Genomic DNA, 15838 nt, shown 5'->3' with positions numbered 1-15838 from the left:
TGTAAAAGATAGAGGGATTCAATATGGAAAATAGCTTACGTCACAATCCTTTTTTAGAAATTAAACATCCTAAGGCTTGGGGACCAGCAACATTTGAAATGGCCTTACCTTTAGTAGAGGCCTTGCAAATAAAACCGGGTATGAGAATTTTAGAGGTCGGTGGTGGCTCTGGTCAAATTGCTACAACGATTGCTAAGACATGGGATGCAACAGTTGTGACCCTTGAACCGTGGGCAAAAGATAATGAAATCCAAGCTTACGCTAAGGAATTAGGTGTGGAAAATCAGGTTTTACAGATGAAAGTGAAGGCTCAATCTTTACCTTTTGCTGAGCAAACATTTGATGCCATCCTTAGTATTGGGTCATTTGAAATGATAGGAGATGAGCGCCCAATTGCTTTAGCTGAAATGATTCGGGTTGCTAAAACAGGAGCACGAATTGGTATTGCTGAACCGATGTGCTTACTTGAAGAAATGCCTTTAGAGCTAGTAGATTTAGACCGTAAATTTAATTTAGGATTTCAACAGTGTTTCTCTACTTTAGAGTGGAATGTAAACCTTTTTGCAGATCAAGGGCTAACTGTTGCTGAATACTACTATTTTAAAGAAGCCTATGATTGGTGGTTGCAGTATCGAGACAAGGCAAGCATCTCAGATGCAGAGCGAGAACTAATTAATAAGGATCGTGGCCGTTGGATTTCTCTAGGACTTGTAGTTGGACAAAAATAAACGACTCTGTTTATTTACCGTCCATTGTAAAAAAAAGAACCATAGCATGGTCTATCCAATGCTATGGTCCTTTATGATTAGGTGCGGGCGACCGAATCACTTATGATGGTTTTTTGAAAAACAAATTTATAAATAATTAATAAGACTAGGCCAAGTAGTGAGCTTATCCCTAATAATAGATAAAGCGTATGAATACCATAATCCTCCATGATAGATCCTCCTGCTAATGCCCCAATGATTCCTGAGTAACCAAAGAAGACAGAAACAAGAAGTACATGGCCTGTAGACTGTAGTTGCTCAGGGACAATTTTGGTTACATAGGAGAAGGATGCTGTAAAGAATATGGCAAAGATAATACCATGTAGCGGTTGATAAATAAAGATTTCAATCGGACTTGAGGCAAAGGACATTCCGATGAAACGAATTCCATAAAGTAGAGCTGCAATCATAATGAAAGTAAGCTCGTGGAATTTACGAAACCACAAATGGCTAATCGCAAAAACAAAGACTTCAATAGAAACCCCTACAAACCAAGCCCATCCGATAAGTGTTTCATCCCCACCAAGTTCCTTAATAAATAAACTAAGGTAGACATCATTAGCACGATGAGCAATCGTAATGGTTAATGCCACAAGAAGGAATGTAATAAATCGTGCATCCTTCAATAACTTAAATGCATCTAAAAGCTGAACCGGTTTATCAGATCCCTTTACATCCTGTAGCCACCAACTAGTTAGTAAGACAATAGCTGTGAAAAATAAAAAGGGAATCATAATGTTTTCTACTCCAAGGTAATTCAGTACATATCCTGTTACAACACTAGATATAGCAAATCCTAGCGAACCCCACATTCTTAAACTACCAAAGGGGACTCCTAGTTGATTAGCAGTTTTTTGAGCAAGGCTTTCACCAAGTGCTCCTATGGGTGCCATAAAGAAAAATAAGAAATAAGCAAAAATCGCAAACAAGAGAAATTGGTCAAACTGAAAGAAAATAATACCTGAAACGAACATCCCGATTGCACTAAAAAGAATAACCTTCTTAACAGATTTATATTTGTCACTAAGATATCCAGCAATAGGTTCAGAAATTAGGGAGGCAATGGGTCCAATGGCAAGAATCCAGCCAATTTGTGAGGGAGTCATTCCCTTTTCAATGAGAAATAATGATAAAAAACTAGTGACGACAAATCCTGTAGCATGAAAGGAAAAAAGAAACGTCTTTAAGATCCCTGTTGACTTACCCTGGTGTTTCAATTCAATCCATCTCCTAGTAAAGTTGTTTTATATTGTTGATTTGCTTAAAAATCTCAGGAAGCCGGATTTTTACCTTTGTATTAAGATGTTACTATACAAAAAGAGCCTAAAAAATCAACCTTTCTACCATACTACTATTTGATATTTATTGTAAAGATTTAACCCTTTACTTGTGAGGTTGAAGTTGGTAAAGTTTATCTAGTCAAGTTGAGGAGAAGGTAGGTTTTTGTTGTGTCGAAATGGTTATTGTATCATTTGTTATTTTGGTTGATGGTGATATGGGGATTTAATGTATCAGCAGTCAAAATTCTAGTCACCTATTTTCCACCTGCCTTCATGCAAGGAACAAGAATTCTCATTGCAGGACTTACGGTGATCTTGTTTTTATTAATAACAAAAAGCTTAAAAAAAGTAAGCCGAAAAAACATAGTTGGCTTGCTAATTGCCGCAGTAGTTGGGGTGGTAGGTCATCATTTATTTTTAGCGGTTGGTCTTATGAGTACGACTGCAACTAATGCTGGCTTAATATTAGGACTAATCCCTTTATGCACCTCTATTTTGGCTATGATTTTCCTAAATGAAAAGCTGACTATGACAAAGTCGTTAGGTATTTTTATAGCGCTTATGGGTGTTTACTTTATTGTTATGAATGAAAATGGTCAATTAAATGAACTATCAATTGGTGACCTTTATGTCTTAGGTGGGGTAATTACTCAGGCTGTTAGCTTTATCTTGATTAAGAAGCTTGCTGCTAACATAGAATCACGTCAAATGACTGGGATGATGTTAGTATTTGGATCAATCATGCTCTTAATTATTAGCTTTTTTACAGAATCACATGGATCGATTTCCACAGCAGAAATACCAGGCTACGTTTGGTTGATATTATTTTTATCTGCTGTCATTGCTACAGGACTTGGCCATATGGTCTATAACTACGCGATTCACCACCTTGGAGCTAGTACAACGTCAATATTTATTAACCTAAGTCCATTCTTCTCAGTAGTAGGCTCTGTCTTATTACTAGGTGAACAAATTTATGCTAAGCATATTATTGGTTTTACCTTCATTATAGGTGGAGTCATTTTAGGAACAGGAGCCATAAAGCTCAAACTAAAAGGAAAAACTAAGTTACTCCCTGAAGTGAAAAAAGCAGTTGGAAAATAACATGCCTGATACTATAGATAACGGAAAACCTTGGTACTTCTATCCTCCAAGAGTTTCCCGTTATTTTTTATTTAGATTGAAGATTAGCTCGTTAAGATAATGGATTACACTAGTTTGGAATTCTGAGCCATTAATCTTAAGAAAAACTTAAGATTTATAGAAATACTTTCTTCAGAAATCAAGTTCATAATAAAACTATCAAAAGGTAAGGAGGAGAGTGATATAATAGCAATAGTTTCCAATTGGACGGTGAATAAAGTGAGTGCTTACACGGTTTTAGTAGTAGATGATGAAAAAGAAATTAGAGATGCCCTTGAGATTTACTTAAGAAATGAAGGAATGAACGTACTTCATGCCTCGGATGGGTTACAGGCAATCGATTTATTGATAGAAAATGAGGTTCATTTAATCCTTATGGATCTCATGATGCCAAAGCAGGATGGTATCCAAACAACCTTCAAGATACGAGAGGAAAGAAACATACCAATTATTATGTTATCTGCTAAAAGTGAGGATTCTGATAAGGTCCTAGGGTTAAGGGTGGGAGCGGATGACTACATAACGAAGCCCTTTAATCCACTTGAATTAATTGCTAGAGTTCAATCACAATTGAGAAGATACGTGAAGCTAGGACAATATGAAGGAATGAAAAAACTGATTAATATCAGGGGCTTGACGCTGAACCAAGAAACCAAGGAAGTCACGATAAACGGTGAGAATGTTAAACTTACCCCGATTGAATATAAAATAGTCGAGCTATTAATGTTACATCCTTCTAGAGTGTTCTCAATAGATGAAATCTACGAGAGAGTGTGGAATGAACGCAGCTACAATGCGGAAAATACCGTGGCTGTTCATATCCGTAAAATTCGAGAGAAAATTGAGATTAACCCGAAAGATCCAAGATATGTAAAGGTGGTGTGGGGAATTGGATATAAAATTGAAAAATAAATCACTCATCATGCTAGTGGTAATTGGAGTTTTGTTTTTTTTTGGAGTAGCAAAGCTCATGCCTTACTCTTATAGCTCATTTCAACATTACAAAGGGAGCTATTTTGAAACGGACTTATTTGCTAATCAGTTGCTTGAATTTTTATATCTTTTCAATGAAACAAGGGAAGGTTCCACCAATATTACGGTAGACACTATTGAAATTGAAGAGCGTAAACAGTTTTTGGCTGCTGAATTGGAGGCTCAGACGGCTGCTCTTCAGGCTGAATATGAAGAAAGGCTTTCAGAGGCTAATGCAAATAATGATAGGGAAGCTGTTGATTTCTTGAACAGTGAAATAGATGAAAAGGTTGCTAAATTAGAAGTAGAATATTCAAAATCAGATACTGAGATAGAAGAGCTGATCTTAGGAGAGAAAAAACAGGAAAAAGCTGAGCAAATTAAATATAGTCAATCAATGTTTGAAGAGAAACATAGAGAGTTCTTATATCATATTGAAGAAAATGGCAAGGTTCATACAAATATTAATGGTAAAGATGAAAAACAAGTGGAAAATGGAAGTTACTATTTTCAAAAGTTTCCGTATCATACTGGATCAACCGATCAATTAACAGAGGTAAATCGAACCTTCATTACAGAAGGGTTGCATGGGTATATTGCCGTCTCTAAAGTAAATCCTAACTATCATGGGTTATTAATTGAAGAAATGTATGATTTTATAGATGAAAAAAAGAGATTCTTTATAAATCTATCATTGGGTATCCTTTCTATATTAATTAGTGGAATTCTTGCCTTTACGACTAGAAATCAACTGATTAATAGAGTTAAACCAATTATTAAGATGTATGAAAAACTTATCATTGATCTTAAACTAATGATTTTCGGTTTTACTTCTTTCCTTTTCTTACTATTTTTAGATGCTTTCAATGAACACATAATTGGTTCTCTTTTCTTTTGTCTATCACTTTCTCTATGGATTGGCCAAATTTATTTGGCTAGTCAAAAGATTGATACGTTAAAGAATGAATGGAGGAATAGCTGGTTTTTACAGCAGAAAGAGATCCTTGATAAAAAGTTATTGAATAAACCTCTAGTTAAGATTTTAGTGGTATTGAGTATTGCATTTTTGACGGGAACTTCTGTAGTTTTCTTCCGGTACTCTAATCCACTACTCTATTTTCTGTTTGCTGGCTTTATTGGCTTTTGTTTATTAATTTATATATTGAAAAAACTGGCATATTTTCATGCCATTTTAAAAGCTTCAGAAAATATGGTGCTTGGAGTTGAAAGGAAAGACCTTGCCATAAAGGGAAAGGGACCTTTATCCGAATTAGCTTCTAACTTAAACAAGCTAAATGAAGGTGTCCGCTTTTCACAAAAGGCACAAGCGAAAAGTGAACGACTTAAAACAGAGTTAATATCAAATGTTAGTCATGATTTACGGACGCCTTTAACTTCCATCATCAATTACACAGGTTTCTTGAAAAATAAAGACATTAGTGAGGAAGAACGAGAGAATTATATAGATATTATTGATCGGAAATCTCAGCGCTTAAAGGTGTTAATTGATGATCTATTTGAAGTATCAAAAATGGCAAGCGGGGATATTGAGCTCGATCTAAAAAAGGTTGATATTGTTCAGTTAATCAAACAAGCTATGGCAGAATACGATGAAAAAGTGAGAGAGTCTCATCTTGAATTTAAGGTTTCGTCAAGTAAGCCACAAATCTTTACATTAGTTGATGGCGGGAAAATGTGGAGAGTATTTGATAACATCATTAATAACATCTTAAAATATTCATTGGACCACTCTAGAGTCTATATTAAAACTGAAGAGAATGATGATGAAATCATGATTACGTTTAAAAATATTTCTAAATATGACCTAAAGGAAAATATTGATGAATTATTTGAACGTTTTAAACGTGGGGATGAATCTAGACACACGGAAGGTTCCGGATTAGGCTTAGCAATTGCTAAATCTATTGTCGATCATCATAATGGTCATCTAGAAATAGATCTAGATGGTGACCTTTTTAAAACGATAGTCATATTAAAGAAATAAGGAATCATTCTAAGTGGGTAGGTTTTTAAAACATGACAAAGTATGAGTATACAGATAAATAAAAACGGAAAGCAGGTATATGTGCCTGCTTTTTTCATGAAATTATAAACTCACCATCATATCCATGACAGGTAAATGCTATAATACTAGAATAGGAGGGATTTAATATGGAAAAAATGGTAATGGAAATTACACAGGATTTTGAATACATGGAAATGAGAAACGACAAACAGCCTCAAAATAGTTCAATAAAACCTCATCTACATCTTCCGCAATCTAAAAAGCAGGAGCCACTCTTAATAAAAATCCAATTTAACTACGAGCTAATTGAAGAATATTTAGGATAGAATCGTATTAGTTTGTTAGAAATCAAGGAGAAAGACATGAAAGTAATTATTGCAGAAAAGCCAGACCAGGGATCTACCCTGGCTTCACCATTTAACTCAAAAAAGCAGCAGGGATATATTGAAATTTTACCGAATGAGATATTTCCTAAAGGTGCTTATGTGACATGGGCAGTAGGACATTTATGCCAATTAATCGCACCTGAAAAATATAAATCAGAATGGAAGAGATGGTCTATTCAAACACTGCCCATCATTCCTGATAAGTTTAAATATGAAGTAGAACGGTCTAAATATAAACAATTTCAAGTTGTAAAAAGTTTATTAATAAAAAAAGAAGTAACAGAAATCATTCATGCTGGGGATGCTGGACGTGAGGGTGAATTGATTGTCAGAAATATCATCAATCTGGCCGGCGTGAAAAAGCCAATGAAGCGACTGTGGATTTCTTCATTAACGAAAAAGGCAATATACAAGGGATTTCAAGAACTCTTATTAGAAGAGGATACAAGGAATTTATTTTACGAGGCTTATACGAGGGCTTGTGCTGATTGGGTCGTTGGGATGAATGCCTCAAGAGTGTACAGCATCCTTTTGAAGGACAAGGGCATGTCTGATGTATTTTCGGCAGGTCGTGTTCAAACACCGACTCTGGCTCTAATTGTAAAAAGAGAAAATGAAATTGATGCCTTTCAATCAGAACTATTTTGGGAAGTGTTAGCTACCTTTAAGATGAATGGTAAAACCTACGAAGGAAAGTGGGAAAAGGACAAAGAAAGTCGTCTTAAAGAAGAGGAGATGGCTAAAAAAATAGCTGCATTTTGTGAAAACAAAGAAGCCAAAGTAAAGGAAATGGAAACTGAAAGAAAAGAATATCAGCCACCTTATCTCTTTAACCTTTCTTCTTTACAGGCAACCGCTAATAAACGGTATAAGTTTTCACCCAAAAAAACATTGGATGTTCTGCAGCAGCTATATCAAAAAGGGATCGTTTCTTATCCACGTTCTGATTCTTCCTTTGTAACAGAAGGAGAAGCCGATACGTTTCCCGAGATTTTAAGAAAGCTAAGTCAATTTGCTACGTATAAGGACCTTTTTCCTTTACCTATTGATTCTATTAAAGATAATAAACGCTATGTAAACGATAAAAAGGTAACCGATCACTATGCCATTATTCCAACTGAACAGGTAGTAGATCCCAATAAGCTCTCAGGTGATGAGCAAAAATTGTATGATTTAGTGGTTCGCCAATTACTTGCTGCCCATCATGAGAAGGCAATTTTTGATTATACAACCATTACTACTTTAGTAGATGGAAGAGCTGAGTTTGTTTCAAAGGGTAAACAGCAAATCCAAGAAGGTTGGCGTAAGGTGATTTTTCAGGATGAGCAGGAGAAGGAAACAATCTTGCCAATCGTTGAAAAAGGAGAGAGTGGAAAGGTAACAAAGGTAAAGGTAAAAGAAGGAAAAACACAGCCACCAAAACGTTATACAGAAGGACAGCTGATTACATTAATGAAAACAGCAGGAAAGCATTTAGAGGATTCTGAGTTAGAGAAGATTCTTATGAAAGCAGAAGGGTTAGGTACAGAAGCTACTAGAGCGGGTATTATTACGATGCTAAAGGATCGAAAGTATATCGATGTGAAGAAAAATCAGGTGTTTGCAACAGATAAAGGTAAAGTTTTAATTAGAGCCATTGGAGATAAAATCTTAGCTTCTCCTGAGATGACTGCAAAATGGGAGCAACGATTGTCTGAGATTGGACAAGGTAAGGCATCTGCAGTAACATTTATGGAACAAACAAAGAAGCTGTCTGAGAAAATAATTCAGGATGCGATTACTTCTTCAGCTGAATGGAGCTTTCAGGATCTGAATATAAGTTCCATTCAACGAGTTTCCAGCAAAGCCTCACTTGGAGTATCCGTTGGTACATGTAAGCTCTGTGGCGGGACTGTTATCGATAAAGGTAAGTTCTACGGCTGTTCGAACTATTCTACGTCGAAATGCTCTTTTACCGTCTCAAAAGTAATACTAACAAAAAAACTCAGTGCAACCCAAGTTAAAAAGCTAATTAGTACTGGTATGACAGACGTGATAAAGGGATTTAAAAAAGGGGATAAAACCTTTGATGCTCGTCTTCAATTCAATGAGGATGGAACAAGGGTATCTTTCCTGTTTGATAAAAAGGAAGAAAAAGTTAGTGAGACATAGTTGCTGTAATAGGAAACAAAGTTCCGGAAACAGCCTTATTGAAAATCACCTATGTGGTGAAACTAAAGTAAAAAGCTCTCAATAGAGAAGGGGAAGAAAAAGTTTGCAGGATTTTGAACAATTAGGGGTTAGCCAACCTTTACAACATGCATTAAAGAAAAACGGAATTGCAGTACCGACACCCGTTCAGGAACAAGCAATACCAATTATATTAAAGGGCAAGGACTTAATGGCCCAAGCACAAACAGGGACTGGAAAAACAATTTCTTTTATTTTGCCTATATTAGATCGTATTCAATTGGATCAAGACTCAATTCAAGCCCTAGTTGTATCACCAACTAGAGAGCTTGCTATTCAAATAACAACTGAATTCAATAAGTACAAGTCGCAGGATGTAAATGTGCTAGCTGTCTATGGTGGCCAGGACGTCGAGAGACAACTTAAAAAATTAGCAGGTACGGTTCACGTTGTCGTCGGTACTCCAGGACGTATCCTTGATCATCTTAGACGAGAAACCATTCAGCTCCAAGATGTTTCAATGCTAGTGTTAGATGAAGCAGATCAAATGCTCCACATCGGGTTTATCAATGAAGTCGAAGCAATTATAAAACAAACATCTAACAAACGCCAAACCATGCTTTTTTCGGCTACTTTAACAGCACAAGTCCAATCATTGGCGAAAAGATATATGCAAAATCCTGTCTCAATAAGGATCGCAGATGAGTATAAAACCCTTGAAGAAATCAAGCAACTCGTATATGAGACAACCGACCGTCACAAGCAAGCATCACTTTGCAAGATTCTTGATGAGCATCGTCCGTTTCTTGCGGTAATTTTCTGTCGGACAAAGCGACGTGCAGATAAGCTATATGAAAACCTTAGAGCGTTAAGGTATAACTGTGATGTCCTTCACGGAGATCTCTCACAGCCAAAAAGGGAAAAGGTAATGGAGAGATTTCGAAAAGCTGAAATACAGTATTTAATTGCAACAGATGTTGCTTCAAGGGGCTTAGACGTAGAAGGAGTCACACATGTATTTAATTATGATATTCCCGAAGATGTCGATAGTTATATTCACAGGATTGGAAGAACGGGAAGGGCAGGAAGTAAAGGTTTAGCAATTTCCTTCATCACCCCCAAGGACCTTCCACAACTAAGAGTAATGGAAAAAGAAATGGGTCAGACCATTGAAAGAAAAAGGTTAGATAACCAAGGTGATAATCAGAAACAAAAATTTGCTGAGGATCGTCCAGAGCGGAAATCAAATCAGACAACTTCCTCTAAAAATGGAAAAGCCTCTAGTTCTAAAAATAGGAAGGATCAACGTACAGGTAAAAAAGCATCGTCTATTGGACCAGCAAGAGGCAAAAGAAATGGAGAAGCTGGAAATAAATCTAAGAAAAGATAAAATTTAAGAGCCAGTGATCTAAATAGATCCTGGCTCCTTTTTTGGTTTCGAAGAAGTGACGCCCTCAGAAAGGACGAACTTCATCGCTTCTTAAGGTGAAACATCTAAGAATTCTACGTCCTCCGACGGAATTAAAAAGGTAAACCCCACAACTTGAAATGATTGGGAAATTTATACAGAGATGTGACAGGCAGAGTGTTTGATACAACTATGAATAAATCAACTAAAAAAACAAAATATAACACAATCAATGACTTATTTAACAAAGGGGATGTTGTGATGATTTTTTATACTTGTGTAAAATACGATGAACTTAATCCTGAAACTTATAAAGGAATTGAAGTGACGTCACTTGGTAACGAATCAGATGTAATTGCAAAGTTTGAATCTTATGATCCTGTTCAGGATTTTCGGAATTTTAAAAGCTGGTCAGAAGGTGTTGGGGAGGACAATGTAGCGTTCTGTGATAGCCTCAGACATTTTGCAAAGGATTATCAGGAAGTGTCAAATGATGATTCAGCCGAAATGCTCTCGATGATATATGGTGGGCATGAAGACTGTGAGAATCAATATTCTTAAGCAAACCTACTTGAACTCTGCTACAAAATATAGCATATTGTAAGAAAAAGGATAAAGGAGTACTTATTATGACTTTTTCAAATCCAAGTAGAGATGAAATAGGTACCATTTTAAAAAAGAGTAAGAGAATTGCAGTTATTGGACTTTCTGATGATTCGACACAGTCATCCTATATGATAAGTGAAGCAATGCAAAAATTAGGGTATGAGATTATCCCAGTTAATCCTAATATTACTGAAGCCTTAGGAATAAAGGCGCTAGATTCTCTTAACCAAATTGATGGGCATGTAGATATAGTGAATGTGTTTAGGCGACCTGAATATCTAGTAAAGCATGCTAAAGAATTCCTAGAAATTGATGCTGACGTATTTTGGGCACAGCTTGGGATCGAGAATGAGGAAGCGTACGAGTTGATAAAGGAATCAGGAAAAACGGTAATTATGAACCGTTGTATTAAGGTTGAACATGCCTTAACAAAATAAATTTCCCTTTTAAATCCTTGATCTATCAAGGGTTTTTTTTTTATTTTTTAAAATTGGTGTTTGCGAAATGATAAACAACAAGTACAATAAGGAATAGATGTTCGTTAACAGATGAACAAAGAAAGATAATGAGGAGTGCTCGAAATGAGCATATTGGCAGCATGAGCTAGTAAGTAAAATAGCTCTTCTTCAGAATGAAAGGGGACGAACTCTTTGGCAAGGCAACAACAACCATTTGATTACAATGATGATGCAATACAGGTACTAGAAGGGTTAGAAGCGGTTCGAAAGCGACCTGGAATGTACATTGGAAGCACCGATCAGAGAGGTCTTCATCACCTTGTTTATGAAATAGTCGATAACTCAGTTGATGAAGCTTTAGCCGGTTTTGGTGAAAGCATCATCGTAAAAATACACAAAGACAACAGCATCTCTGTTTCAGATAAAGGGAGAGGAATGCCAACAGGGATGCACAAGCTCGGCAAGCCAACCCCTGAAGTAATCTTCACTGTACTCCATGCTGGAGGAAAGTTCGGTCAAGGTGGGTACAAAACAAGTGGAGGTCTACACGGTGTAGGTGCCTCTGTTGTGAATGCTCTTTCTGAATGGGTAGAAGTGGAAATTAAACGAGATGGTTTTATTTATAAACAACGATTTGAAGCTGGTGGAAAACCTGTTACCACCCTCGAAAAAATCGGTACGACAAAACAAACTGGTACATCCATTCATTTTAAGCCGGATGTTACCATCTTTAGTACCACGACTTATTCCTTTGATACCTTAAGTGAACGATTAAGAGAATCAGCTTTTTTATTAAAGGGATTAAAAATTGAATTAATTGACGAACGATTCGATCAGCATGATGTCTACTTTTATGAGACAGGAATCAAGGCATTTGTTGAGTATTTAAACGAAGAAAAGGATACACTTCATGAAGTAATCTTTATGGAGGGAGAATCCAACGAGATAGAGGTTGAATTTGCTTTTCAGTTCAATGATGCCTATTCTGAGAATGTATTGTCATTCGTTAATAATGTCCGAACCAAGGATGGCGGTACCCATGAAGCTGGTGCGAAATCAGCGATGACACGAATCTTTAATGAATATGCTAGAAAAGTAAATCTCCTTAAGGAAAAAGATAAAAACCTAGAAGGTACAGATATACGAGAAGGCTTAGCTGCTATTATTTCGGTAAGAATACCTGAGGGGATTCTTCAGTTTGAAGGACAAACAAAAGGTAAACTAGGGACAAGTGAAGCACGTTCAGCTGTAGATTCAGTTGTGTCTGAAAAGTTATTATATTTCTTGGAAGAAAATCCAGAAGTCAGTACACTGCTAGTAAAAAAAGCAATTAAAGCTTACCAGGCTAGAGAAGCTGCTCGTAAAGCTAGAGAAGATGCTAGAAGCGGAAAAAAACGCAAGCGTTCGGAGTCAGTATTGAGTGGAAAACTAACACCTGCACAATCTAGAAATCCTCAAAAAAATGAGTTGTATCTTGTTGAGGGTGACTCTGCTGGTGGATCTGCAAAGCAAGGTCGTGACCGTCGTTTCCAAGCAATTCTTCCATTAAGAGGTAAGGTAATTAATACGGAGAAGGCGAAGCTTGCTGACATTTTCAAGAATGAAGAAATTAACACAATTATCCATGCGATAGGGTCAGGGGTAGGTCCAGAGTTTTCTATTGAAGATATAAATTACGATAAAATTGTGATTATGACAGATGCTGATACTGATGGCGCTCATATTCAAGTATTACTATTAACGTTCTTCTACCGTTATATGAGGCCTATGATTGAGGCAGGAAGAGTTTATATAGCACTGCCTCCACTTTATAAGGTAAGTAAAGGAACTGGTAAAAAGGAACAAATTGAATATGCTTGGTCTGTGGATGATTTACAGAGTGCTTTAAAGAAGATTGGTAAGGGTTATATGATACAGCGCTATAAGGGTCTTGGTGAAATGAACGCTGATCAACTTTGGGATACGACAATGAATCCCGATTCTCGAACACTTATTAGGGTTCGAATTGATGATGCAGCTCGAGCTGAACGTCGTGTCACGACACTAATGGGAGACAAAGTAGAACCTCGTCGAAAATGGATCGAGACAAATGTGGATTTTGGTATGGAAGATGACCCGAATTTACTAGAAAATGAAACTTTGTCGGTATCTGAGGAGGTTTAAATTGAATGACACAGGAAATATTTCGTGATATACCACTTGAGGAAGTGTTAGGAGACCGCTTTGGTCGATATAGTAAATATATTATTCAAGAGCGTGCTCTACCTGATGCACGTGATGGATTAAAGCCTGTACAACGAAGAATTCTTTATGCGATGCATGCTGAGGGGAATACCTTTGAAAAGGGCTTTAGAAAATCAGCAAAAACAGTCGGTAACGTAATTGGTAATTTTCATCCACATGGAGATACATCCGTATATGATGCAATGGTAAGAATGAGTCAGGATTGGAAGATGAGAAATCTACTCGTTCAAATGCACGGTAACAATGGTAGTGTGGACGGGGATCCTCCAGCTGCCATGCGTTATACGGAAGCAAGATTATCTGCAATTGCTTCTGAACTTTTACGTGATATTGAGAAGAAAACGGTAGAATTTGTTCCAAACTTTGATGATACAAGTAAGGAACCAACTGTATTACCAGCTATGTTTCCTAATTTACTTGTGAATGGTTCAACAGGGATATCAGCGGGGTATGCGACTGAAATTCCACCTCACCATTTAGGAGAGGTAATAGATGCCGCAATAATGAGAATGGATAAACCCCATGCAACAGTTGAAGATTTAATGACTGTCATGAAGGGCCCTGATTTTCCAACTGGTGGGATTATCCAAGGTGTCGATGGTATTAAGAAGGCATTTGAAACAGGAAAAGGCAAAATTATTATCCGTGGAAAAGCTGAAATTGAGGATATTAAAGCCGGTAGACAGCAAATTGTTGTGACTGAGATACCTTTTGAAGTGAATAAATCTAATCTTGTTAAAAAAATGGACGAGCTAAGGCTTGATAAGAAGCTAGAAGGTATTTCTGAAGTTCGTGATGAAACGGACAGAACAGGGCTGCGTATTGTAATTGAACTAAAAAAGGATGCGGACGCATCAGGCGTCTTAAACTTTTTATATAAAAATACAGATTTACAGGTACCTTATAACTTTAATATGGTAGCCATCTATAACCGACGCCCTCGTTTAATGAGCCTGCCTTCTTTATTGGACGCTTATATTGAACATCAAAAAGAAGTGATAACTAATCGTTCCAAATACGAATTGGCAAAGGCGGAGGAAAGACAACATGTAGTGGAAGGTCTTATGAAGGCCCTCTCCATTTTAGATGAGGTTATCGCAACAATTCGTGCTTCTAAAGATAAAAAGGATGCAAAAGAAAACTTAATGGAACAATTTGCGTTTACCGAACCTCAATCTGAGGCAATTGTATCCTTGCAATTATATCGTTTAACAAATACAGACATCACAGCCTTACAACAGGAATCAGATGAGCTAACAGCGAAAATTGCAGAGTTAACACAGATTTTAAACAGTGAGGCTAGGCTTGCCTCTGTTATTAAAACAGATCTGAAACGTGTAAAGAAGACCTATGCTGACGAACGTCGAACGAAAATAGAGGCTGAAATAGAGGAAATCAAAATTAATCTTGAAGTAATGGTTCCCTCTGAAGATGTCATTGTAACAGTTACAAAGGATGGCTACGTAAAGAGAACAAGCCAACGTTCATACGCAGCATCTAACGGACAAGATTTCGGGATGAAGGATACAGACAGACTCCTTAAACAAATTGAAATTAATACAACCGAGACGTTACTATTGTTCACCAATAAGGGGAATTATTTGTATTTGCCTGTCCATGAATTGCCTGATATTCGTTGGAAGGACCTAGGACAACATATTGGCAATATCGTTCCGATTGAGAGAGATGAACAAATTGTTGAGGGAATTCCTGTTAAAGACTTTGAGACGCCTTATTACCTCTTATTTGTGACTAAAAATGGTATGGTAAAGAAAACGGAGTTACATCAATATAAGGCACAACGTTATTCGAAACCACTCGTAGCTATTAATGTAAAGGATAAGGATGAAGTAATAGAAGTCCATATCTCTGACGGAACGCAGGATATCTTTTTAGCAACCAGCAATGGGTATGCTCTGTGGTTTTCAGAAGAGGAAGTAAATCCTACCGGTGCAAGATCGGCTGGAGTAAAAGGTATTAATTTGAAGGATGGAGATTTTGTAGTATCAGGATCGTTAATTATTCCGGACCAACCTGTTAATCTAGTCCTTGTCACACAGCGTGGGGCAACAAAGAAAATGCCATTATCAGAATTTGAGAAAGCTACAAGGGCAAAGCGTGGTGTGATTATGCTTCGTGAGCTAAAAGCAAATCCACATCGAATTGTTAAAATGATCCCAGTTATCGATCAAAAACATTTAATTTATATACAAACTGATGGGAATTCATCAGAAACAATAGATCCGATTAAGCTTCGTTCTAATGATAGGTACTCTAACGGTTCATTTGTTCTTGATACAGATGAGGTTGGAGATGTGCAAACTGCATGGAGGGAAGACAAACCTTCAGAATGAGTTACCTAAAAAAAACGAGTAAAGA

At 36.8% G+C, this 15838-nt stretch carries 12 protein-coding genes; 11 read left to right on the top strand and 1 reads right to left on the bottom strand.

The window, feature by feature from the left end; translation table 11 throughout:
* Positions 1 to 23 precede the first annotated feature (23 nt).
* Positions 24 to 728 carry an SAM-dependent methyltransferase gene (locus M1D60_RS13320; RefSeq protein WP_456275357.1) on the top strand — a complete coding sequence of 235 codons (705 nt, stop codon included), beginning with the start codon at positions 24 to 26 and terminating at the stop codon, positions 726 to 728.
* Between the two features lie 77 nt (positions 729 to 805).
* Here the strand turns inward: M1D60_RS13320 and M1D60_RS13315 are convergent, their stop codons facing one another.
* Positions 806 to 1984, bottom strand: a complete 1179-nt coding sequence (locus M1D60_RS13315; RefSeq protein WP_456275356.1) for an MFS transporter — start codon at positions 1982 to 1984, stop codon at positions 806 to 808.
* A 231-nt stretch (positions 1985 to 2215) separates the two neighbouring features.
* On the opposite strand from M1D60_RS13315, the gene M1D60_RS13310 reads away from it, so the two are divergent.
* From M1D60_RS13310 to parC, 10 genes are all read left to right on the top strand, one after another.
* Entirely contained in the window at positions 2216 to 3151 is a 936-nt protein-coding gene (locus M1D60_RS13310; RefSeq protein WP_456275355.1) for a DMT family transporter, read from the top strand.
* 258 nt (positions 3152 to 3409) lie between these two features.
* On the top strand, positions 3410 to 4102 hold the full coding sequence (locus M1D60_RS13305; protein WP_456275354.1) for a response regulator transcription factor: 693 nt from the start codon (positions 3410 to 3412) through the stop codon (positions 4100 to 4102).
* Positions 4080 to 6167 (top strand): histidine kinase dimerization/phospho-acceptor domain-containing protein, encoded by a 2088-nt coding sequence (locus M1D60_RS13300; protein ID WP_456275353.1) that lies wholly within the window; start codon positions 4080 to 4082, stop codon positions 6165 to 6167. Before M1D60_RS13305 ends, M1D60_RS13300 begins: the two co-directional genes overlap by 23 nt.
* Positions 6168 to 6334: 167 nt before the next feature.
* Positions 6335 to 6514 (top strand): hypothetical protein, encoded by a 180-nt coding sequence (locus M1D60_RS13295; RefSeq protein ID WP_456275352.1) that lies wholly within the window; start codon positions 6335 to 6337, stop codon positions 6512 to 6514.
* Positions 6515 to 6550: 36 nt separating this feature from the next.
* On the top strand, positions 6551 to 8725 hold the full coding sequence (locus M1D60_RS13290) for a DNA topoisomerase III (RefSeq protein WP_456275351.1): 2175 nt from the start codon (positions 6551 to 6553) through the stop codon (positions 8723 to 8725).
* A 103-nt stretch (positions 8726 to 8828) separates the two neighbouring features.
* A complete protein-coding gene (locus M1D60_RS13285) occupies positions 8829 to 10133 on the top strand; it encodes a DEAD/DEAH box helicase (RefSeq protein WP_456275350.1) in 1305 nt (434 codons plus the stop codon).
* Between the two features lie 279 nt (positions 10134 to 10412).
* Positions 10413 to 10712 carry a hypothetical protein gene (locus M1D60_RS13280; RefSeq protein ID WP_456275349.1) on the top strand — a complete coding sequence of 100 codons (300 nt, stop codon included), beginning with the start codon at positions 10413 to 10415 and terminating at the stop codon, positions 10710 to 10712.
* 68 nt (positions 10713 to 10780) lie between these two features.
* Complete coding sequence (locus M1D60_RS13275; RefSeq protein ID WP_456275348.1) at positions 10781 to 11194, top strand: CoA-binding protein; 414 nt, start codon at positions 10781 to 10783, stop codon at positions 11192 to 11194.
* Between the two features lie 213 nt (positions 11195 to 11407).
* Positions 11408 to 13378, top strand: coding sequence for a DNA topoisomerase IV subunit B (gene parE, locus M1D60_RS13270; protein ID WP_456275347.1), 1971 nt, complete (start codon positions 11408 to 11410; stop codon positions 13376 to 13378).
* A 5-nt stretch (positions 13379 to 13383) separates the two neighbouring features.
* On the top strand, positions 13384 to 15813 hold the full coding sequence (gene parC, locus M1D60_RS13265) for a DNA topoisomerase IV subunit A (protein WP_456275346.1): 2430 nt from the start codon (positions 13384 to 13386) through the stop codon (positions 15811 to 15813).
* The last annotated feature ends 25 nt before the right edge of the window (positions 15814 to 15838 follow it).

Source organism: Bacillus sp. AK128 (assembly GCF_053903075.1).
The sequence above is the reverse complement of the archived record's forward strand: the minus strand, read 5'-3'. Positions and strand labels throughout refer to the sequence as shown.

What these genes read in the sequence shown, in the direction of transcription:
- M1D60_RS13320 (WP_456275357.1), top strand. Translation starts at nt 24, where the DNA reads ATGGAAAATAGCTTACGTCACAATCCTTTTTTAGAAATTAAACATCCT.
- M1D60_RS13295 (WP_456275352.1), top strand. Translation starts at nt 6,335, where the DNA reads ATGGAAAAAATGGTAATGGAAATTACACAGGATTTTGAATACATGGAA.
- M1D60_RS13290 (WP_456275351.1), top strand. Translation starts at nt 6,551, where the DNA reads ATGAAAGTAATTATTGCAGAAAAGCCAGACCAGGGATCTACCCTGGCT.
- M1D60_RS13280 (WP_456275349.1), top strand. Translation starts at nt 10,413, where the DNA reads ATGATTTTTTATACTTGTGTAAAATACGATGAACTTAATCCTGAAACT.
- M1D60_RS13275 (WP_456275348.1), top strand. Translation starts at nt 10,781, where the DNA reads ATGACTTTTTCAAATCCAAGTAGAGATGAAATAGGTACCATTTTAAAA.
- parC (WP_456275346.1), top strand. Translation starts at nt 13,384, where the DNA reads ATGACACAGGAAATATTTCGTGATATACCACTTGAGGAAGTGTTAGGA.